Below are 18,730 nucleotides of genomic sequence, written 5' to 3'. Positions count from 1 at the left end.
AATTTTTGCACTTTTAAGCCTCGCGTGGATTCACCCGCGGGGCTTTTTTTATTACACTGCCTGAAACGATTTTGCCCCTGAGCTACGGCTAACAAGCGATTCAGCTGTTTTTAACCCAACTGAAACACATTGTTTTTCCAACGCTCTGACAGATAAATTTTAGGAGCCTCTATGAATCCGAATTTGTTACGCGTAACACAACGTATCGTCGAACGTTCTCGCGACACACGTTCCGCCTACCTTGCCCGTATTGAACAAGCGAAATCGACTACCGTTCATCGTTCACAACTGGCGTGCGGTAACCTGGCGCATGGTTTTGCTGCCTGCCAGCCGGATGACAAGGCTTCGCTGAAAAGCATGCTGCGTAACAATATCGCGATCATTACCTCCTATAACGACATGCTTTCCGCGCATCAGCCGTACGAACATTACCCGGACATCATTCGTAAAGCGCTGCATGAAGCCAATGCGGTAGGCCAGGTCGCTGGCGGTGTTCCTGCGATGTGCGACGGTGTGACCCAGGGACAGGATGGGATGGAGCTTTCGCTGCTGAGTCGCGAAGTGATTGCTATGTCGGCTGCTGTGGGCCTCTCACACAATATGTTCGACGGCGCGTTATTCCTTGGCGTGTGCGACAAAATTGTCCCGGGTCTGGTGATGGCGGCACTGTCATTTGGTCATCTGCCTTCGATCTTTATTCCCTCCGGCCCGATGGCTAGTGGTCTGGCGAACAAAGAAAAAGTGCGTATCCGTCAGCTGTATGCTGAAGGTAAAGTCGATCGTATGGCGCTGCTTGAATCCGAAGCTGCGTCTTATCACGCACCGGGTACCTGTACGTTCTATGGCACGGCAAACACCAACCAGATGGTAGTGGAGTTTATGGGGATGCAACTGCCAGGATCCTCATTCGTGCACCCGGATGCGCCGCTGCGCGAAGCGTTGACCGCCGCTGCGGCTCGTCAGGTAACGCGTCTGACCGGCAACGGCAATGAATGGATGCCGATCGGTAAAATGATCGATGAAAAAGTAGTGGTCAACGGTATTGTCGCGCTGCTGGCGACCGGGGGCTCCACTAACCATACAATGCACCTGGTCGCGATGGCGCGCGCAGCCGGTATTCTGATTAACTGGGACGACTTCTCCGATCTGTCCGATATTGTGCCGCTGATGGCGCGTCTGTACCCGAATGGTCCGGCAGACATTAACCACTTCCAGGCGGCGGGTGGCGTGCCGGTGTTAATGCGCGAACTGCTTAACGCGGGTCTGCTGCATGAAGATGTGAACACCGTTGCTGGGTTTGGTTTATCGCGCTACACCATGGAGCCCTGGCTCAACGAGGGTGAGCTGGACTGGCGTGAAGGTGCGGCGAAGTCGCTGGACAGCAATGTGATAGCCACCTTTGACCAGCCTTTCTCCCACCACGGTGGCACCAAAGTGCTGAGTGGAAACCTCGGCCGCGCAGTGATGAAAACGTCGGCGGTACCGGTAGAAAATCAGGTGATTGAAGCGCCCGCGGTTGTTTTCGAAAGTCAGCATGATGTATTACCTGCCTTCGATGCGGGACTGCTCGACCGTGATTGCGTAGTGGTTGTGCGCCATCAGGGACCAAAAGCAAACGGAATGCCAGAATTACATAAACTCATGCCGCCACTTGGTGTATTATTGGACCGTTGTTTCAAAATTGCGTTAGTTACCGATGGACGACTTTCAGGTGCTTCAGGTAAAGTGCCTTCAGCAATCCATGTAACCCCAGAAGCCTATGATGGCGGGCTGCTGGCAAAAGTACGCGATGGCGACATCATTCGTGTGAATGGACAGACAGGTGAATTGACGCTGCTGGTTGATGAAGAGGAACTTGCTTCTCGTCAGCCTCATATTCCTGACCTCAGCGCATCGCGCGTGGGCACAGGCCGTGAAATGTTCAGCGCGTTGCGTGAAAAGCTGTCCGGTGCGGAACAGGGCGCAACCTGTATCACTTTTTAAGACTTATTTTGTAATCAGGCGAGAGAAAACTCTGATGAAAAACTGGAAGACAAGTGCAGAAGCAATCCTGACCACTGGCCCGGTTGTACCGGTTATCGTGGTTAATAAACTGGAACACGCAGTGCCGATGGCAAAAGCGCTGGTTGCAGGCGGCGTGCGCGTTCTGGAAGTGACCCTACGTACCGCATGTGCGATGGATGCCATTCGCTCGATCGCAAAAGAAGTTCCGGACGCTATCGTTGGTGCAGGTACTGTACTGAATCCACAACAGCTGGCTGAAGTTACCGAAGCCGGTGCACAGTTTGCTATCAGTCCGGGTCTGACCGAGCCGCTGCTGAAAGCCGCAACTGAAGGCACTATTCCGCTGATCCCTGGTATCAGCACCGTATCTGAACTGATGCTGGGTATGGACTACGGTTTGAAAGAGTTCAAATTCTTCCCTGCTGAAGCAAATGGCGGTACTAAAGCGCTGCAGGCGATTGCGGGTCCGTTCTCACAGGTCCGTTTCTGCCCAACCGGTGGTATCTCTCCAGCGAATTACCGCGACTACCTGGCACTGAAAAGCGTGCTGTGCATCGGCGGTTCCTGGCTGGTTCCGGCGGATGCGCTGGAAGCGGGTGATTACGATCGCATTACCAAACTGGCTCGTGAGGCTGTTGAAGGCGCGAAGCAATAATTGCGCAAAATGCCCGGTAATCACTACCGGGCCTGCGAATCTGTAACGGGCCATCCGGCCCGTTTTTTTTATCCAGTAACTTTCACCTGTGCGGCAGCGTCTTTCGCGCGTATCACCGCATCTTCAATGCTCTGTGCTGTGGCCAGCACAACGCCCAGACGACGGCTCCCGTCGATTTCCGGTTTGCCAAAAAATCGTACTTGCATACCCGCACCTACAGCGGCCTGCACGTTATCAAACGTGATATTCTGACTGGTAAGTTGCGGCAGAATAACGGCGGAAGCAGAAGGCCCATACTGGCGGATTTCGCCAACGGGCAGACCGAGAAATGCGCGTACGTGCAGGGCAAACTCAGACAGATCCTGCGAAATTAAGGTCACCATACCCGTGTCGTGAGGGCGAGGGGAGACTTCGCTGAAAATCACCTCATCACCGCAGACAAACAGCTCCACGCCAAACAGTCCGTGACCACCCAGCGCCAGCACCACCTTGCGGGCAATCTCCTGCGCGCGCGCCAGCGCCAGTTCACTCATCTGTTGCGGCTGCCAGGACTCGCGATAATCGCCATCTTCCTGTCGATGTCCAACCGGCGCGCAGAAATGCACGCCATCAACGGCGCTAACGGTTAGCAGGGTGATTTCAAAATCAAAATTCACTACGCCTTCGACGATAACGCGTCCGGCACCAGCCCGACCGCCCTGTTGAGCATAGTCCCAGGCTGCAGCGAGCTGATCGGCTGAACGGATAAAGCTTTGTCCTTTACCGGATGAACTCATTACCGGTTTCACGATGCAGGGGTAGCCGATTTCAGCGACGGCTTCGCGAAAGCGGACTTCACTGTCAGCAAAGCGGTAAGAAGAGGTCGGTAGAGACAATTCTTCGGCGGCGAGGCGACGGATTCCTTCCCGGTTCATGGTCAGTTGCGTTGCTCTTGCACATGGCACAACACGCTGGCCTTCCTGCTCCAGTTTTACCAGCATATCCGTGGCGATCGCCTCAATTTCCGGCACGATATAATGTGGTTTTTCACGCTCGACGAGCTGGCGTAATGCTTCGCCATCCAGCATGTTGATAACGTATGAGCGATGGGCAACGTGCATGGCTGGCGCGTCGGGGTAACGATCCACGGCAATGACTTCCACACCCAGGCGTTGACATTCAATTGCTACTTCTTTACCCAGTTCTCCCGAACCTAATAACATCACTCGCGTTGCTGCTGGACGCAGCGCTGTGCCTAATAACGTCATAAATTAATCCCCTGTTTTATCTGGGCGCAGTATATACGAAAACGTTTTCGTCTGTCTTTATTACCAGGTTGATTTCAGGGCTTAAAAAAAATATACTGTACATAAATACAGGTAATTTAAGAGGCTGCAAAATGGCGGTTGAAGTTAAATACGTAGTCATTCGGGAAGGTGAGGAAAAAATGTCGTTTACCAGCAAAAAGGAAGCCGATGCGTATGACAAAATGCTGGATACAGCAGATCTGCTCGACACATGGCTGGAGCAATCGCCGGTAGCGCTTGAAGACGAGCAGCGCGAAGCGCTTTCCCTGTGGCTGGCTGAGCAAAAAGATGTGCTGAGCGCCATTCTGAAAAATGGCAAGCTGCCTTCGCCGCAGGCTGTCGAAAACGATGCGCACGCTGGGGATGATACTCAGGCTGCCTGAAACGACTTGCGCTCCTGACGTTTTGTACCATGCTTTTCCCTGAATCATTGTGCAATCCCTGACGTTATTTCACGTTGCTACAGGCAATCTGAATGACGAAGGGGAGATTAAGGAGAAAAGAATGTATAAAAAAAGAACGTTATTGAGCCTGCTGCTGCTGTCTGCCAGCGTATCTGTATTTGCGGCAAATATGGAAAGCAAAAACGTCCAGTTTCCCAAGTGTGAGGGACTGGACGCTAACGGTATTGCGGCGAGCGTGAAACGTGATTATCAACAAAATCGCATCGCGCGCTGGGCTGACGATCAAAAGCGCGTCGGGCAAGCCGATCCTGTCGCCTGGGTAAACACGCCCGATATTACGGGCAAAGACGGGAAATGGTCAGTTCCCCTGACTGTTCGCGGTAAAAGTGCGGATATTCACTATCAGGTAAAAGTCGACTGCAAAGCCGGAACAGCGGAGTATCAGCCGCAGTAACGGAGGTATTTGCACATCTTTTGATGACCTGAACACTTCCTGACATCCCCTCGGGTACGCTTTGATGATTATTCGTCTGTACTTGAGGGGCAAAATGGCTAACTGGCTAAATCAACTACAATCTCTTCTTGGGCAAAAAGCTTCCTCCGCGTCATCTTCTGGCGAGCAAGGGCTGAGTAAACTTCTCGTTCCAGGCGCGTTAGGCGGTCTGGCAGGATTACTGGTTGCCAACAAATCTTCTCGTAAATTACTGAGTAAATACGGCACCAGCGCGCTTCTGGTGGGCGGCGGCGCGGTTGCCGGGACTGTGTTATGGAACAAGTACAAGGATAAAGTTCGCGTAGCGCATCAGGATGAGCCGCAGTTTGGCGCACAAAGCTCACCGCTGGATGAGCGAACTGAACGTCTGATTCTGGCGCTGGTTTTTGCGGCGAAAAGCGATGGCCATATTGATGCCAAAGAACGTAGCGCCATTGAGCAGCAGCTCCGTGAAGCGGGCGTGGAAGAGCAGGGCCGCATTCTGATTGAACGCGCCATCGAACAACCGTTAGACCCTCAACGACTGGCGCATGGGATCCGTAACGAAGAAGAAGCGCTAGAAATTTACTTCCTGAGCTGTGCGGCGATTGATATCGACCACTTTATGGAACGTAGTTATCTCAATGCGCTGGGCGATGCGTTGAAGATCCCGCAGGATGTTCGTGAAGGCATTGAACAGGATCTCAAGGAACAAAAACAGGCGTTACCGGGTTAATTACTTACCGCTAAGGCGCATGTTTCGCTTGCATCATTGCTGTCTTTTGCCACCCTTATAGGATGTTTAAGCAAAAGAACAATGACATGCTACCAAAAGTTTCTCGTATTCCACACGCCATGACGCAGCATGGCGATACTCGTGTTGATAATTATTACTGGTTGCGAGATGACACTCGCTCGCAGCCAGAAGTGCTGGATTATCTGCAACAAGAAAATGCGTATGGCCGTCAGGTTATGGCCTCGCAGCAGGCTTTGCAGGATCGCGTCCTGAAAGAGATTATCGACCGTATCCCGCCTCAGGATGCTTCTGCCCCCTATGTGAAGAATGGTTATCGCTACCGGCATATTTATGAACCGGGGTGCGAATATGCCATTTATCAGCGTCAGTCTGCCTTCAGTGAAGAGTGGGATGATTGGGACACTTTGTTGGATGGGAACCAGCGCGCGGCACACAGCGAGTTTTATACGCTGGGAGGACTGGCGATATCACCGGATAACACCATCATGGCACTGGCCGAAGATTATCTCTCTCGCCGGCAATATGGCGTGCGTTTTCGCAACCTGCAAAGCGGCAACTGGTATCCGGAAGTGCTGGAAAACGTCGAAGCGGATTTGGTATGGGCGAATGATTCTCAGACTTTCTATTACGTGCGCAAGCACGAAACGACGTTATTGCCGTATCAGGTCTGGCGACATACAGTCGGCTCGCCATCGTCACTGGATGAGCTGGTGTATGAAGAAGCCGATGACATGTTTTATGTCAGTCTGCATAAAACCACATCATTGCATTATGTGGTTATCCACATTGCCAGTGCGACCACCAGTGAAGTTTTGTTGCTTGATGCAGAACTGGCAGATGCCGAACCGTTGGTCTTTTTAGCGCGACGCAAAGACCACGAATACAGTCTCGATCACTATCAGCACAATTTTTATCTGCGCTCCAACCGTCAGGGGAAAAATTTCGGCCTGTACCGTACCCGTGTTCGTGATGAGCAAGCCTGGGAGACGCTGATCCCTCCGCGTGACAACGTGATGCTGGAGGGCTTTACGTTATTCACCGACTGGCTGGTGGTAGAAGAGCGTCAGCGGGGCTTAACCAGCCTGCGGCAGATTAATCGTAAAACGCGCGAAGTGGTCGGGATCGCCTTTGACGATCCGGCATATGTGACCTGGCTTGCCTATAATCCAGAGCCGGAGACATCGCGCCTGCGCTATGGCTATTCCTCCATGACTACCCCGGACACATTGTTTGAACTGGATATGGACACCGGGGAACGTCGTGTGCTTAAGCAGACGGAGGTACCCGGATTTGATGCGGCGAATTACCGTAGCGAACACGTATGGATAACGGCACGTGATGGCACTGAGGTTCCGGTTTCGCTGGTTTATCATCAAAAGTATTTCCTGAAAGGAAAAAATCCGCTACTGGTTTATGGCTATGGGTCATATGGCGCCAGCATGGATGCCGATTTCAGCATCAGCCGTTTAAGCTTACTGGATCGCGGCTTTGTTTACGCCATTGCCCATGTGCGTGGCGGTGGTGAATTAGGACAACAGTGGTACGAGGACGGTAAGTTTCTGCGCAAGAAAAATACCTTTAATGATTACCTCGACGTCTGTGATGCGCTGCTAAAAATGGGCTATGGCGCGCCTGAGTTATGTTATGGCATGGGAGGAAGCGCCGGGGGCATGTTAATGGGCGTCGCCATTAATGAGCGCCCGGAACGCTTCCATGGTGTTATTGCTCAGGTGCCGTTTGTCGATGTGCTGACCACAATGCTGGATGAATCAATTCCCCTGACGACCGGTGAGTTTGAAGAGTGGGGTAATCCGCAGGACGAAGAGTATTACACCTATATGAAAAGCTACAGTCCGTATGACAATGTAACCGCGCAGGCGTATCCGCATCTGCTGGTCACGACGGGATTACACGATTCCCAGGTGCAATACTGGGAACCAGCAAAATGGGTGGCAAAACTGCGTGAGCTGAAAACGGACGATCGTTTGCTGCTACTTTGCACGGATATGGATTCCGGACACGGCGGTAAATCCGGGCGTTTTAAATCTTACGAAGGTGTGGCTCTTGAGTACGCTTTTTTGATTGGACTGGCGCAGGGAACACTGCCTGCTCAGGCGTGATCCAAATAGTGTTTTAGCGTTAATCGCAGTTCCGGGCTCATATTATCAAGGTTATTAAATAACCAGCGCAGATAGCCCGGATCGCGTTCAGCCACTTCTGATACCGGTTTTCCGCGGTACTTACCAAAAGTGAAAGTAGTGAGTAACGCGGGACGGCCGGTAATATCGACCATTTGATCGGCTGTCCAGCCTGACGTCTGCATGATGTCGATCAGGAGTGCAGCAGTGATGTAGCAGTCGTACAGGGCGCGGTGATGGTGGAGACCCGCTGGCGTCTGTACGCTCAGCTTGCGCGATTTATACAGCGCCATGTTGCTGTATTTGATCCCCGGCCACAAACGACGGGAGAGCTTCATGGTGCAAATCCACTCTCCGGGCATATCGGGTAATACACGGCGGTCAAAGCTGGCATTGTGCGCCACGTACCACTCGCTGCCGTAATACTGCGGGATGACGTCTTCAATCCACGGCTTATCGGCCACCATTGCTTCAGTAATGCGATGGATAGCCATCGCCTGTGGGCTGATGGGGCGGTCAGGGCGTACCAGGTGGCTCATTGGGTTGACTATTTTTCCGTCAACCACATCGACAGAAGCAATTTCAACAATGCCTCCCTGTAGACCACAGGTTTCTGTATCTATTATGCGCAACATGCCATGCTCCTGACCCAAAACGACTAGCGTAATGGAATGATATCACCTTGCCAACCCCGTGGCGTGCGTTGACCGGTTAACAGCAAAGAACCGCTGTCTGCGCGAACAATCAATCGGCCTCGCTCATCCCATAACGCGCTGCTGCCACGCGCGTTGGCCATTAATACAGCTATGGCAAACTTATGCGAGAAACTCTGTAGACGAGATGTGGAGGAGAGCAATTCGGGTTCGCTAATGGACTGACTGCTCGTGAACAGGGAGTAAGCCGGGTCGATATCGATTCCTTCCGGTTGGCTATCCACTACGCTAATGGCATTTTGCTGTCTGGCGATACAGGCTCCGTGACTTTGATGAAACGTTAAGGGCGAGGTCATCCAGGGAGAAAAGAGCGCGATGCCTTTTACGAACCGGTTGTTATGTTCCACCGGTAGTCCCGCAATGATTGTCATACGATAAGTCACGGCGGCATGGGCGAGAGGTTCTAACAGCGCTTCATCGGGCGGGGCAGGAAGCGCGTCATGTTCATCAACACAACCTAACAAGGAGAGGGAAGGAAAGACCAGCAATTCACATTGGCATTGGGCGGCTGCCTGAATGAATTGCAGGTGATGTGCGACATGCTCGGTAACTGAGGTGTGAAGAGGTTCGTACTGCGCTGCTGCGATTTTCCAGTGTGACATAATGATTTCCTTTTCATAGTGTCTACAATCATCCTGAAAGTATAGATTAAGAATATACTTATACTGTAGCAGCCATCATGTAAGGAATCGTAACGTAGTATAAGTTTTATTTAACTTTAGGCTAGTAAGGTAAACGTGAAAGGGAAACGGATGCCAGTCGGTGCGCGATGAGTCTTTCGCGAAACCAGTCGCGTAAATGTTCGGGCTGTTCACGCTCAACAACTTCGGCAACAACCGGCATGTTGTATCGCTCCTTAAACGCTACACCCGCAGCGGCCAGGTCAACATTGACCTTATCCATTTCCGCTTGCTCAAGTTTGGCCAGATTGATGTTCATGGGCTTCTCCTTTTCTCTGTCTTTCGGCGCGCAAAGTTACTAAGAGTGTGCATTAATGGCAAGACCGAAATGATGATTCTCGACTCGATCATTGTAGAAGGTTATTCTCTATAGATTAGACATAACAAAAAGGAATAGTTGAAATGGCTTCATCTGCATCTATGCTTCGCAGCGCTCTCATCGTACTTGCCAGCGTGCTGGCAACGCCCGCCGCCCTGGCGCATGCCCACCTCACAAAACAAAGCCCGGCGGCTAATGCCGAGGTTGCGGCATCTCCTCAGGCGTTGACGCTGAATTTTTCTGAAGGCGTAGAGCCGGGATTCAGCGGCGCAAAGCTAACAGGTCCAAACAAAGAACAGATCAAAACGGGTAAGGCGTCACGCAGTGAGCAGGACAAAACACAGCTGATTGTTCCGCTTGATCAAACACTTGAAGCTGGAAAATATACGGTCGACTGGCACGTTGTTTCCGTGGATGGTCACAAGACGAAGGGGCAATATACCTTTAGCGTGAAATAACCGATGCTGGCATTTACCTGGGTTGCATTACGGTTTATCCATTTTACCACGTTGATGCTGGTGTTTGGCTGTGCGCTTTACGGCGCATGGCTGGCTCCCGTTTCGGTTCGTCGTTTAATGATGCGTCGTTTTTTGCGTCTGCAACGGCATGCCGCAACGTGGAGCTTTATCAGCGCGACGCTGATGCTGGCGATCCAGGGCGGGTTAATGGGCTCAGGCTGGCGGGATGTTATCTCTACAGATGTATGGGGCGCGGTGTTGCAAACGCAGTTTGGCGGCGTCTGGTTATGGCAGATTATCCTCGCGCTGGTCACTCTGGTGGTGGTTATTATCGTACCGCGTAGCATGCCGCGACGGCTGTTAATGCTGACGATTGCGCAGTTTATTTTGCTGGCTGGCGTCGGGCATGCGACGCTGCATAGTGGTATTACTGGGGCAATCCAGCAGGTTAACCATGCCTTGCATCTGATATGCGCCGCCGCCTGGTTCGGTGGCCTGCTACCCGTACTTTACTGTATGCGAATGGCGCATGGCCGCTGGCGAGAACAGGCCATCAGCACCATGATGCGTTTCTCCCGCTACGGGCATCTTTTTGTTATTGGTGTTTTACTTACCGGTATTATGAATGTGCTGTTTATTGTCGGTTTTTCTGTTCCCTGGCACATGGCTTACGGGCGACTGCTTTTGTTAAAAGGTGCCCTGGTCATGCTAATGGTGGCGATTGCGCTGGTGAATCGGTATGTTCTGGTACCACGCATGCAGCAGGATAACCGCGGCATGACTCTCTATTTTATTTGGATGACCAAGCTGGAATGGGGTATAGGAGCCGTTGTGCTGGCAATTGTCAGCCTGTTTGCAACCCTTGAACCTTTCTGATTGATGGACTGGCGAAACGCATGAAAAAAATCATTATCTCTTTATTACTCCTGGCAAGCTCCGGAGCCGCGCTGGCTGCGCCGCAGGTCATTACCGTCAGCCGTTTTGAGGTTGGCAAAGATAAGTGGGCGTTTAATCGGGAAGAGGTGATGCTGACCTGCCGCCCGGGTAACGCGCTGTATGTCATCAATCCCAGTACGCTGGTGCAATACCCGTTGAATGATGTTGCCAGACAGCAGATGGAGAGCGGAAAAACCACGGCAAAGCCGATCGAGATTATCCAGATTGATGATCCGGCGAAACCGGGCGAAAAAATGAGCTTGGCACCGTTTGTGGAGCGTGCAGAAAAGCTCTGCTAATTGTCAGATGTAGCGCTCTGATTTCCAATAAAAAACCGCAAGGATCTCACACGAGAACTTGCGGTTTTTGCGTTTGGATGCGTAACAAACGTCCTTTTTTTCCGGCCACTTTAGTCGCGGACTGGAAAACCTGGCGCTGTCATCTATTCTTAAATGGCAGGGTAACTTAGCCTGCATTAATGCCAACTTTTAGCGCACGGCTCTCTCCCAAGAGCCATTTCCCTGGACCGAATACAGGAATCGTATTCGGTCTCTTTTTATGTCTTTGTTTTATATGGGTTTTTTCGGCGTCCTCACGAAATCCCACGAAAATTACTCGAAATGTCCATATCCTGTCTAAACCATAACATACTCTGCACCGCGTGCGTCCAGGTATTTTTTCGTCATTGTTAAATTTTTGTGGCCCAGTAATCGCTGTGCAAAATCCTCGCCACGTTCCTTTTCATAGAGTCTGCTCGCCAAGCTCCTGATCTCATGGTACGGAGGCGGGTTAGGGCCAAATTTTAAAGCAGTCGCATCACGAACGTCGGCAAACGCCTGAGTTAATCCGTCTGGGGTTAACGGCCCCGGCTTTCTACCTCCGCGCCTTACTGGTGAATAAAGCATAAAATCAGTTGGATTATTCACCCTACAGCGCTCGATCACATCCCCCAAGACCAGGTCGACGGCCTCCAGTTTCAAATCGAGTGGAAGCGCCAGTTTGTGCCCGGTCTTTTCCTGAGTAACGAACAACCTGTCTTCTTTTACATCACTGAACCGGAAAAGCGAAATATCTTCGCGGCGCTGCCCAGACACCAGGGCAAGATCGCACGCATTCGGCAGCCATTCCGAATGAGTGAAAGCCGCCTCCCTGATCACAACAAAATGCTCGAGCAGCAAACGCTCACGTTTAACCTTCGGCGTTGGCGTTCTTGTAGGCTCCGCCGGGTTCCTCTCTATATGCCCCTCCACGATTGCCTCCCTGAATATGTCCAACAGCACTGACCGCAAGCCGGCAGCCATGCTCTTCTTGTCACAGAGGATGTATGACTCCAGGAAGTTCGATATGTCCTTTGTGCTGACTGACGACAGCGGCGTGCGGCCGAACTCATCATTAATAGTGGCGATCTGATTTCGCCTGACCTTCATCGTATTGGGCTTCAGCTCTCTTCGCTCCAGAATTACCTCGTATCGCTCAAGCCACGCCGACACCGCGAAAGTCGGCGCGTCCTTAATGCGGTCCAGAAGTGAGGACGGGAGGTAGTTCTGGTCGATGTAGTTGTTGGCTTCGATTGCCTGGGCGACGGCGTCTTTTCTGTCGATCCGGCCAAGAGATATTTCCTGGCCGGTAGTCTGGTTTCGCCAGCTGTAAAGCCTGTCTCTTTTGCGATAGGTCAGGTTACGGGGCAGATTAGCGTCGTAACGAACTGGCCTTTTCGCCATGAGTCAGTCTCTCCAGTAAGGTGCCGCCAGCTGGCAGCTTCATGTGTTTTGTCTTGGGGCGCAGATTCTTTTTGCTCGGATCCACATACGTGGCGCCAGGCTCAACCTGATATTCCCTACCGTGCAGTTGGGGGGCAGGGTAAATACGCCCCTCTCGTGCCCAGCGGCGAAGAGTGGAAAGGGAAGGCGGCTTTGAGTAAGTCAGGTCTGCCCATTCCTGTAAATTTAGAAGCTTGGCCATATAACCTCCTGCTTCCGACAACTCATTATAAAGTTGCCGGAAAAGTGTTTGTGATATTTCAATATCAGGCGGCATGCCCGGATAAGGATCGCAGGCGGCGCATGCCGGTCATCGCCGTGGCCACGTAGCTCGCTTTGCGGTTCACCACCTCCACCCAGACCTTTACGCCTTCCACCCGCACCGTGTACGTCTCCCGCATTTTGCTGCGGCCATAATCGCCGTAACGTTCCTGATGGGCTGCCAAAGCGATGTCGCATGCCTGGCGCGCAAGCGGTGACTGCTGATTGCCGCGGTTAATCAGTCGCATTACATCTCCTCAACGGGAGGGAGAACCCTCCCAAATCTGTTAGCCAACGTATTCCGGTTTCATATCCGCCAGGGTGATGCTGAACTGATCGTGCAGCTCGTCGCCCAGGTGACGTTTCGCCGTTGCAAGAACTCGCTCAACTTCCCCGAAACGTGCTGCTGCATTCGGTTCGTCCGAAGACGGTAGGGAGTTGATTGCGGCTTCAACCTTGTTGCGCGAATCAACCAGGTAATAACGTTTCACCGCTTTGTTCTTCAGCTCAGTGAACAGGGCTGAACCGAGCGTGGCCTTCGCGCTTTCGATATCAGCACGCAGTGCTTTGGCGCTATCAACATCCTGAGCAGCATCGATGCGTTCGCGGAAATCATCGGCAAGAGAGTCGATATTTACCGACGATTCCTGTGCGCTTTGCGTGGTTGTGACGGTGTCACCAGAAATTTCAGCCAGGTTAACGTGCTTCGGTGCCGGGTTAATCTCTTTCTCAGTACGCGGCTCAACTTCATCTGGGCTGTAGACGCCGAGGATGACTTCAGGGCAGTACAGGCGTGCCCAGTACTTGACTGCCAGATAAGCGATCTGCTGTTTCGGCGCTGTTTTCCACAATGGAGAGTTACGTGTGGTGATATCTGCCAGGTAGATTGGTTCACCCCAGGTGATTTCTTCTTCTCCGCGCAGTACGGCGCCAACCCGGATAAACAGGCCTAATTCATCGCGGCCGTCTTTTTTGCCGGCAATTTTTGCCCAGTCACCGCCGTATTCGTAATGGAAGCGGCCAATAATGGCGCTGGAACTGGAAATCACTGCGTTAACCAGTTGCGCTTCATAACCCAGAACGCCATTCACTAGGTGCGTTTTCTGGGCAACCGCATATGGGTTCATTCCCCACTGCATAGCCTGCATGACGATAGCCATACAGTCGGCGGGTTTCCCCGCAAGGTGTTTGGGAACGGTGACGGCAGACTGCGCCATCAATTCAGCGAAAGAGGTAAGCTGGCCGAGCGCCTGTACGTTGAACACAGCGTTGCTGGCGGAAATGGTGTTAGGAGCCTGCTCAGTCGTAATGATGTTGGTATTTTGCATGGTCAAATCCTCCCTTAAGCCAGACGCAGCGCTTCAAGGCGGCGCAGGTCGAAGTCGTTCAGTTCGTCGGTGTAATCAGCGGTGATCGGCGCTGGCCATTCGCCAGTGTCAAAGCCGGTAGCGATAGCGCGCATCGCCTTGCGGTACTCGAGCATGCCCAGTTCCAGCAGTTCGGCTGATGCCTCGATGATGGCGATCCAGTGGTAGTTCTCGTCTTTGTTGACGAAAATCCAGAAGAACTGGTCCAGCGCAGCTGTCTCGCAATACATTGCCGCGCTCAGGTGGTAGTCACGGTCGATGATTTCGCGGTGCAGTTTGGCGCGCAGTCCTTCCTGCTTAATGTTCCACATACTGATGGTTTTCAGGTCGGCGCCGATGCGCACCCCGTCCAGGTCGATTTCCAGATCCGGGCGCACACGGACTTCGAGTCCGGTTTCATCGTCAAAGCCGAAGTAGCTCACCTCAACGGCGCGGCTTGGGTGCTGAAGCAACATGCCGGCGGTCGGGTGCTGGAGCAGGGCTTTCTGAATGCTCAGTGCAGTGCTCAGCTGCTGGCGGGTGACCAGCACTTTCCCCTGCGGATTCTCACGCCAGGCATCCAGCAGTTCGTCGGCGAAGACGGCGTCCGGATTAACAGACTTCACGGCCTGAATCAGATCTGCTTTAGTACCGGACACTTTCAACGGCGCAGGCTTCTGCGCTTCCTGTGCAACCAGGTCAGGATTGATGATTGCCAGCTGCTCGAGTAACGCATCACGGCTACCGCTGGTTTTCACCTGTGCAGGCAGAGTAGCGTTGTATTCCTTGATGCAGGCCTTCATTGCCGTTGCGGTCTGTTTCTGGTCCGCTTCGATACGCTGGTACTCTTCTGGCAGCGACATATAGCTCTGGCCAGTTTCCTCGACTGACCCACCCAGCGGCACCTGAGCAGGCAGTGTGGCGTTGTAATCTTCGAGCAAGGCTTTGATATCATCTGCACTCAGCAGCGCTGGCAGACCTGCGTTGTACACATCGATAAACGCGCGGATCGTTGCCGTCGTGGTGAATGCGCCTTCCGGGATTACCGGTTCAACGCTGAATTCTTCATCGAGTTGCTCTGGCTGCAACGCCAGTGCATGCACCAGGTTACCCATGTCCAGAACAGGAGAGCGTTCTTTGATAATGGTTTTCTCTACATGGCGCGCATTGAAGTACATCAGCGACACACGCGCATCTTTCACCTGGGTAGAGCTGATTCCGTTCGCTGCGTGATAAACCTCGTTCGGCAAACCTTCATAGCGGCCTGGCTCGAAGTAAGCGGGGTACACAACAGCCGGTTCGTCAGATCGCGCTTCTGGCTCGGTTTGATTCACTTTTTGGGCGTTTTGATGCGCAGATTCATCATTCTGATGCGCGTTTTCTGGTTTTTGTTTCACATCGGCTTGCTGGCCGGTATGTGACTCTTCACCAGTTTCCAGACTGCTTTCGCCTGACTGCACTTCATCACCAGCCTGTTCTTCATCACTGACAGTTTCTTCCATCTGAACATTGCTGGTGGTTTCCTCATTAACTGGTGAACGGTCATCTTTTTGTTGGGCGGTTGATGCGAGGTCTTCTGTGATCCATTTCGGGTCTGTAGGGTCACTAATCCCCTCAACATATTCGCCGCGGGAAGCTGCAAGAATTTTGTTTACCTCTTCAGCCGTTACTTTTTCCTGTTTCATAGGTACAGGTATAGACGAACGACCGCAGGCTATATCAACGAGCAACGGATCTGGGTTTGTGTGGTCGGTTTCCGTCAGCACTCTATTCAAATATTCTTGGTGTTTTACAGGATCAGCGTAAAGCCCTTCTGGTGTGGTTTTTACTGTTGCGATGATGCAGGCACGTGAGTAGTCCAGGCCACCAGGAATTGAAACGAACCTCTCTCGAGTCGCCAGCCATTCGGGATCGTCCATCTTATTCATGATGGAGTTTGCCTGCAGTTCTATATCCAGAGGGACGTTGTAAATATCAAATTCGCGGTCACGGGCACGTAACGCCAGAGCAATCTCATGCTCCAGACCGAGAATGGTTTGCGGGAATTTACGGTCAGAGACAAAGCCGCCGCCGGCATTCGCACCTGAAGGTGTGCGATTAATGGTTGTTACACGATTGCCTTTCTGCCATTCCTTGACCAGCAGGCCGCGATCGATGTATTCAGTTTTGAACCACACCGTCAGGAACTGGATAACTGTTGCCAGCTCCGGTTTCTTACCGTCAACAGGGAAGACTTTCTTAACGGCATTCACGACTTTATGAATATCGTGCTCAATGGCTTTTTTGAATGCTTCCACATTCTCAGCTGCCAGCAGCAGGTTCTGGACGTACGCGTCATCAGTATCCATTTCGAGGCCAACGATTTCTTTTTTCTGCGCTGCATCGACGTGATAGAGATACTCACCATCACCAATGAACTGAGCCAGTACGCGCTGACGGAATGGCAGCGTGGCGACAACGATCAGGTTCGGCTGCTCTGACTGCTGAGATTCTTCTGCGGTGCTGTCTTCAATATCTGCGGTGCTGTCTTCAATATCTGCGTTGTCGACAGACTCATCTTCAGCCTGTTGTTTAACATTCCAGGTGCGCTGGTCTTCGGCCAGTTCGTAACGATCGCACCAAGTGAAATCAACTTCGCCTTCTTCTGGCAGGTCATCAACAACCGGAAAATCAGTGCGAATCGGTTTGGTGTAGTCCTTACCACGGCCAGTTTCGATGCCAGCATCTTCCAGCGCAACGTCCAGCATCAGGTTGGCGCGAGCCTCGGTTTTGGCAGTGAACCAGACCACTGCATCTTGCTTTCCGGATTTCTGAGTGGCTTTAACCACATTAAAGAATTCCATGTGAGATCCTCATTTTTGGGTGTTAGAATCCCCGGACCATTGATAGCGCCCATTGGGTGTCTTATTTGGTTTGCTATAAATTCCGGTGTAACTTTGGTCGGTGGCACCGGACGTAGATCCCGCCTTGCGCGGGTTTTACGTTAGCCTTCGTGAGCCATCTGGTCGTGCGAAGCGCAACGTTTGGAGCAATACTCTTTCTCTTTGCGAGCCAGCTGTGAGCCGTTGCAATAGAGAAGTGTGCTTTTGATTACTTCTTCCGGTTTAACCGGCTTGCTGCAATAACCGCATTTCTTGTCTTGCATGACACTCTCTCCGTTAATGGCTGAGGCCATTCCCCAGACCGTTCAGATAAACTTCAACCAGCAAATCCCTGGTGTAAGTCATCTCAACGCCGCGATGCAGATACAAACGACCACGAGCGTTAGCTGATGCCGTCCAGGTTGAGTCCTTGTGTTTGACGAGCATTCCAGGCTGAACTGCGCCGCGGTTTACCGTCTGTGTACCGTAGTGCTGATGAACCATGATGTTCTCCACTATTGCTGAGTGAACTTCGCTGGTGGTGCCGTGATGCTGATCTTCACGGTTGAGCGTTTTAACTCTGCAATTCACCACCGCGAAGCTCACTTCTGTGTTTGCCCTTGTCGCCAGGCTGGCGGAACGTTTCAAACCTACTGCGCGTTAATCTCACCACCTCATTCCGGTCTTCGTATGCCCCGGACGGCTACTTCGTGGGCGTCCTGCCTGAGTGGTTCGTGTTGCGATGGAGCAAGTAAAGCATCATTTTACTTTGTGGTCAAACAAAACATGTTGCCCATGGAGGATGTTACGTGACAGCAGGCAAAAAAAAACCGGCACGATGACCGGGATTGGAGTTAGGAACAGGCATTTAGCATGTTCGTCACTCGGTGCTAATCTTTCTGGGGGGGGGACAACGGAGCGGAACGATGAAGAATAAAGACGAACAGACTGGGTTGGTTGGCTTGGCGATTGGCGCGGCAGTGATTGGATTGGTATCAGTTCAAAAACCCATTAACCGGGCGAGCATCATTGATGAACTGGTGAGACTGGGTAGACAGAAGGGCGATGGCGTTCAGGATGAGGTGTTTGAGAAGGCGGCGGAGCTGGTGAGTAAAGGGGTATAAAAAACCCGGCTCGGCGGCCGGGTAGAGTTTTACATGTAATGCTTGAAAGCTTTGTATAAACCAGTGCCGATGGCGATGATACCAGGAACCCCTAGGAGCACCGCTAGTTTTGCTTCAGATATCTTTTTATCAACCGCATCTGCTGAAGGTTTCTTATCTAAAGAATCTTTGATGGCTGATAATTTTTCTAAAACAACAGCCATATTTTTATCTAAGGAGTTCGCCGTGGTATCAATTTTCGACACGGCAGTTTTAATTTCTGATACATCTTGCTTGATGTGGGAAACTTCAACTTCAAGAATGGCTATTCTTTTTTCCATGTTGTCACCCCCATCATCAGTTGCTGTTTGAATGATCTCAGTATCATCCATTGCGGTCGATGTGACAATCCGTTTTTGTTTACCGGAAGCGGCAACACTACAAGCACCCATCAAAAATGTTGCCTGACTCGATGCTACAGCAGAAAACTCTAAACCTATTGTAGAACCACTCTTATCAGAGTAAGCGATAAGTAACTTACCATCATCGAGAGATGATTGAGCCGCATCCATCAGCT

22 protein-coding genes are annotated in these 18,730 nt (G+C 51.9%); 10 read left to right on the top strand and 12 right to left on the bottom strand.

Annotation, left to right across the window (positions count from 1 at the left end):
* The first annotated feature begins 171 nt into the window (after positions 1 to 171).
* Positions 172 to 1,983: a phosphogluconate dehydratase gene (edd, locus tag C2U41_RS11390; protein ID WP_003841668.1), complete on the top strand. Its 1,812-nt coding sequence runs from the start codon at positions 172 to 174 to the stop codon at positions 1,981 to 1,983.
* 34 nt (positions 1,984 to 2,017) lie between these two features.
* Positions 2,018 to 2,659, top strand: a complete 642-nt coding sequence (gene kdgA / locus C2U41_RS11385; RefSeq protein WP_103848793.1) for a bifunctional 4-hydroxy-2-oxoglutarate aldolase/2-dehydro-3-deoxy-phosphogluconate aldolase — start codon at positions 2,018 to 2,020, stop codon at positions 2,657 to 2,659.
* Positions 2,660 to 2,727: 68 nt separating this feature from the next.
* On the opposite strand, the gene purT is transcribed toward kdgA, so the two are convergent.
* Positions 2,728 to 3,906, bottom strand: coding sequence for a formate-dependent phosphoribosylglycinamide formyltransferase (gene purT / locus C2U41_RS11380; RefSeq protein ID WP_003034904.1), 1,179 nt, complete (start codon positions 3,904 to 3,906; stop codon positions 2,728 to 2,730).
* A gap of 131 nt (positions 3,907 to 4,037) precedes the next feature.
* Here purT and yebG point away from each other — a divergent pair, with 131 nt between their 5' ends.
* From yebG to ptrB, 4 genes are all read left to right on the top strand, one after another.
* Positions 4,038 to 4,328, top strand: a complete 291-nt coding sequence (gene yebG / locus C2U41_RS11375) for a DNA damage-inducible protein YebG (protein WP_003034906.1) — start codon at positions 4,038 to 4,040, stop codon at positions 4,326 to 4,328.
* A 121-nt stretch (positions 4,329 to 4,449) separates the two neighbouring features.
* Positions 4,450 to 4,803 (top strand): protein YebF, encoded by a 354-nt coding sequence (gene yebF, locus C2U41_RS11370; protein ID WP_003034909.1) that lies wholly within the window; start codon positions 4,450 to 4,452, stop codon positions 4,801 to 4,803.
* A gap of 94 nt (positions 4,804 to 4,897) precedes the next feature.
* Positions 4,898 to 5,557: a tellurite resistance TerB family protein gene (locus C2U41_RS11365; RefSeq protein WP_016150461.1), complete on the top strand. Its 660-nt coding sequence runs from the start codon at positions 4,898 to 4,900 to the stop codon at positions 5,555 to 5,557.
* Between the two features lie 86 nt (positions 5,558 to 5,643).
* The gene (ptrB, locus tag C2U41_RS11360; protein ID WP_103848792.1) at positions 5,644 to 7,698 is read left to right on the top strand and encodes an oligopeptidase B; all 2,055 of its coding nucleotides are present in this window, start codon (positions 5,644 to 5,646) and stop codon (positions 7,696 to 7,698) included.
* Here the strand turns inward: ptrB and exoX are convergent.
* The 3 genes from exoX to C2U41_RS11345 all read right to left on the bottom strand — a co-directional run bounded on the left by exoX (position 7,689) and on the right by C2U41_RS11345 (position 9,368).
* Positions 7,689 to 8,351, bottom strand: a complete 663-nt coding sequence (gene exoX / locus C2U41_RS11355) for an exodeoxyribonuclease X (RefSeq protein ID WP_003833802.1) — start codon at positions 8,349 to 8,351, stop codon at positions 7,689 to 7,691. The genes ptrB and exoX overlap by 10 nt on opposite strands.
* Positions 8,352 to 8,374: 23 nt before the next feature.
* Complete coding sequence (locus tag C2U41_RS11350) at positions 8,375 to 9,031, bottom strand: carbon-nitrogen hydrolase family protein (RefSeq protein ID WP_003841657.1); 657 nt, start codon at positions 9,029 to 9,031, stop codon at positions 8,375 to 8,377.
* A gap of 121 nt (positions 9,032 to 9,152) precedes the next feature.
* Positions 9,153 to 9,368, bottom strand: a complete 216-nt coding sequence (locus C2U41_RS11345) for a DNA polymerase III subunit theta (protein ID WP_103848791.1) — start codon at positions 9,366 to 9,368, stop codon at positions 9,153 to 9,155.
* Between the two features lie 143 nt (positions 9,369 to 9,511).
* On the opposite strand from C2U41_RS11345, the gene yobA reads away from it, so the two are divergent.
* Genes yobA through C2U41_RS11330 form a run of 3 tightly spaced genes read left to right on the top strand, consistent with a single transcriptional unit; the run spans position 9,512 to position 11,121 of the window.
* Positions 9,512 to 9,886 carry a CopC domain-containing protein YobA gene (yobA, locus tag C2U41_RS11340; protein WP_003034928.1) on the top strand — a complete coding sequence of 125 codons (375 nt, stop codon included), beginning with the start codon at positions 9,512 to 9,514 and terminating at the stop codon, positions 9,884 to 9,886.
* A gap of 3 nt (positions 9,887 to 9,889) precedes the next feature.
* A complete protein-coding gene (gene copD, locus C2U41_RS11335; protein WP_032935389.1) occupies positions 9,890 to 10,762 on the top strand; it encodes a copper homeostasis membrane protein CopD in 873 nt (290 codons plus the stop codon).
* Positions 10,763 to 10,782: 20 nt separating this feature from the next.
* The gene (locus C2U41_RS11330; protein ID WP_003034934.1) at positions 10,783 to 11,121 is read left to right on the top strand and encodes a YebY family protein; all 339 of its coding nucleotides are present in this window, start codon (positions 10,783 to 10,785) and stop codon (positions 11,119 to 11,121) included.
* Positions 11,122 to 11,457: 336 nt separating this feature from the next.
* On the opposite strand, the gene C2U41_RS11325 is transcribed toward C2U41_RS11330, so the two are convergent.
* The 7 genes from C2U41_RS11325 to C2U41_RS11300 all read right to left on the bottom strand — a co-directional run bounded on the left by C2U41_RS11325 (position 11,458) and on the right by C2U41_RS11300 (position 17,554).
* Positions 11,458 to 12,543, bottom strand: a complete 1,086-nt coding sequence (locus C2U41_RS11325; protein WP_103848790.1) for a tyrosine-type recombinase/integrase — start codon at positions 12,541 to 12,543, stop codon at positions 11,458 to 11,460.
* Positions 12,512 to 12,784, bottom strand: a complete 273-nt coding sequence (locus C2U41_RS11320; RefSeq protein WP_057107390.1) for an excisionase — start codon at positions 12,782 to 12,784, stop codon at positions 12,512 to 12,514. The genes C2U41_RS11325 and C2U41_RS11320 overlap by 32 nt, the downstream gene beginning before the upstream one ends.
* Positions 12,785 to 12,848: 64 nt before the next feature.
* The gene (locus C2U41_RS11315; RefSeq protein ID WP_103848789.1) at positions 12,849 to 13,091 is read right to left on the bottom strand and encodes a DUF4060 family protein; all 243 of its coding nucleotides are present in this window, start codon (positions 13,089 to 13,091) and stop codon (positions 12,849 to 12,851) included.
* A gap of 39 nt (positions 13,092 to 13,130) precedes the next feature.
* The gene (locus C2U41_RS11310; protein WP_103848788.1) at positions 13,131 to 14,171 is read right to left on the bottom strand and encodes a RecT family recombinase; all 1,041 of its coding nucleotides are present in this window, start codon (positions 14,169 to 14,171) and stop codon (positions 13,131 to 13,133) included.
* A gap of 14 nt (positions 14,172 to 14,185) precedes the next feature.
* A complete protein-coding gene (locus C2U41_RS11305; protein WP_103848787.1) occupies positions 14,186 to 17,032 on the bottom strand; it encodes a RecE family exodeoxyribonuclease in 2,847 nt (948 codons plus the stop codon).
* 140 nt (positions 17,033 to 17,172) lie between these two features.
* The gene (locus C2U41_RS29515) at positions 17,173 to 17,334 is read right to left on the bottom strand and encodes a YdaE family protein (RefSeq protein WP_181013973.1); all 162 of its coding nucleotides are present in this window, start codon (positions 17,332 to 17,334) and stop codon (positions 17,173 to 17,175) included.
* 13 nt (positions 17,335 to 17,347) lie between these two features.
* Positions 17,348 to 17,554: a hypothetical protein gene (locus C2U41_RS11300; protein WP_016156718.1), complete on the bottom strand. Its 207-nt coding sequence runs from the start codon at positions 17,552 to 17,554 to the stop codon at positions 17,348 to 17,350.
* A 422-nt stretch (positions 17,555 to 17,976) separates the two neighbouring features.
* Here C2U41_RS11300 and C2U41_RS11295 point away from each other — a divergent pair, with 422 nt between their 5' ends.
* Positions 17,977 to 18,174 carry a hypothetical protein gene (locus tag C2U41_RS11295; protein WP_103848786.1) on the top strand — a complete coding sequence of 66 codons (198 nt, stop codon included), beginning with the start codon at positions 17,977 to 17,979 and terminating at the stop codon, positions 18,172 to 18,174.
* A 29-nt stretch (positions 18,175 to 18,203) separates the two neighbouring features.
* Here C2U41_RS11295 and C2U41_RS11290 read toward each other — a convergent pair whose 3' ends face one another.
* Positions 18,204 to 18,725 carry a hypothetical protein gene (locus C2U41_RS11290; protein WP_233901295.1) on the bottom strand — a complete coding sequence of 174 codons (522 nt, stop codon included), beginning with the start codon at positions 18,723 to 18,725 and terminating at the stop codon, positions 18,204 to 18,206.
* Between the last annotated feature and the right edge of the window lie 5 nt (positions 18,726 to 18,730).

Source organism: Citrobacter freundii complex sp. CFNIH4 (genome assembly GCF_002934505.1).
Classification (GTDB): Bacteria; Pseudomonadota; Gammaproteobacteria; order Enterobacterales; family Enterobacteriaceae; genus Citrobacter; species Citrobacter freundii.
The sequence above is the reverse complement of the archived record's forward strand: the minus strand, read 5'-3'. Positions and strand labels throughout refer to the sequence as shown.

Excerpts from the sequence above, each read along its gene's own strand:
- edd (WP_003841668.1), top strand. The coding sequence starts at position 172 with ATGAATCCGAATTTGTTACGCGTAACACAACGTATCGTCGAACGTTCT.
- kdgA (WP_103848793.1), top strand. The coding sequence starts at position 2,018 with ATGAAAAACTGGAAGACAAGTGCAGAAGCAATCCTGACCACTGGCCCG.
- purT (WP_003034904.1), bottom strand. The coding sequence starts at position 3,906 with ATGACGTTATTAGGCACAGCGCTGCGTCCAGCAGCAACGCGAGTGATG.
- yebG (WP_003034906.1), top strand. The coding sequence starts at position 4,038 with ATGGCGGTTGAAGTTAAATACGTAGTCATTCGGGAAGGTGAGGAAAAA.
- yebF (WP_003034909.1), top strand. The coding sequence starts at position 4,450 with ATGTATAAAAAAAGAACGTTATTGAGCCTGCTGCTGCTGTCTGCCAGC.
- C2U41_RS11365 (WP_016150461.1), top strand. The coding sequence starts at position 4,898 with ATGGCTAACTGGCTAAATCAACTACAATCTCTTCTTGGGCAAAAAGCT.
- ptrB (WP_103848792.1), top strand. The coding sequence starts at position 5,644 with ATGCTACCAAAAGTTTCTCGTATTCCACACGCCATGACGCAGCATGGC.
- exoX (WP_003833802.1), bottom strand. The coding sequence starts at position 8,351 with ATGTTGCGCATAATAGATACAGAAACCTGTGGTCTACAGGGAGGCATT.
- C2U41_RS11350 (WP_003841657.1), bottom strand. The coding sequence starts at position 9,031 with ATGTCACACTGGAAAATCGCAGCAGCGCAGTACGAACCTCTTCACACC.
- C2U41_RS11345 (WP_103848791.1), bottom strand. The coding sequence starts at position 9,368 with ATGAACATCAATCTGGCCAAACTTGAGCAAGCGGAAATGGATAAGGTC.
- yobA (WP_003034928.1), top strand. The coding sequence starts at position 9,512 with ATGGCTTCATCTGCATCTATGCTTCGCAGCGCTCTCATCGTACTTGCC.
- copD (WP_032935389.1), top strand. The coding sequence starts at position 9,890 with ATGCTGGCATTTACCTGGGTTGCATTACGGTTTATCCATTTTACCACG.
- C2U41_RS11330 (WP_003034934.1), top strand. The coding sequence starts at position 10,783 with ATGAAAAAAATCATTATCTCTTTATTACTCCTGGCAAGCTCCGGAGCC.
- C2U41_RS11325 (WP_103848790.1), bottom strand. The coding sequence starts at position 12,543 with ATGGCGAAAAGGCCAGTTCGTTACGACGCTAATCTGCCCCGTAACCTG.
- C2U41_RS11320 (WP_057107390.1), bottom strand. The coding sequence starts at position 12,784 with ATGGCCAAGCTTCTAAATTTACAGGAATGGGCAGACCTGACTTACTCA.
- C2U41_RS11315 (WP_103848789.1), bottom strand. The coding sequence starts at position 13,091 with ATGCGACTGATTAACCGCGGCAATCAGCAGTCACCGCTTGCGCGCCAG.
- C2U41_RS11310 (WP_103848788.1), bottom strand. The coding sequence starts at position 14,171 with ATGCAAAATACCAACATCATTACGACTGAGCAGGCTCCTAACACCATT.
- C2U41_RS11305 (WP_103848787.1), bottom strand. The coding sequence starts at position 17,032 with ATGGAATTCTTTAATGTGGTTAAAGCCACTCAGAAATCCGGAAAGCAA.
- C2U41_RS29515 (WP_181013973.1), bottom strand. The coding sequence starts at position 17,334 with ATGCAAGACAAGAAATGCGGTTATTGCAGCAAGCCGGTTAAACCGGAA.
- C2U41_RS11300 (WP_016156718.1), bottom strand. The coding sequence starts at position 17,554 with ATGGTTCATCAGCACTACGGTACACAGACGGTAAACCGCGGCGCAGTT.
- C2U41_RS11295 (WP_103848786.1), top strand. The coding sequence starts at position 17,977 with ATGAAGAATAAAGACGAACAGACTGGGTTGGTTGGCTTGGCGATTGGC.
- C2U41_RS11290 (WP_233901295.1), bottom strand. The coding sequence starts at position 18,725 with ATGGATGCGGCTCAATCATCTCTCGATGATGGTAAGTTACTTATCGCT.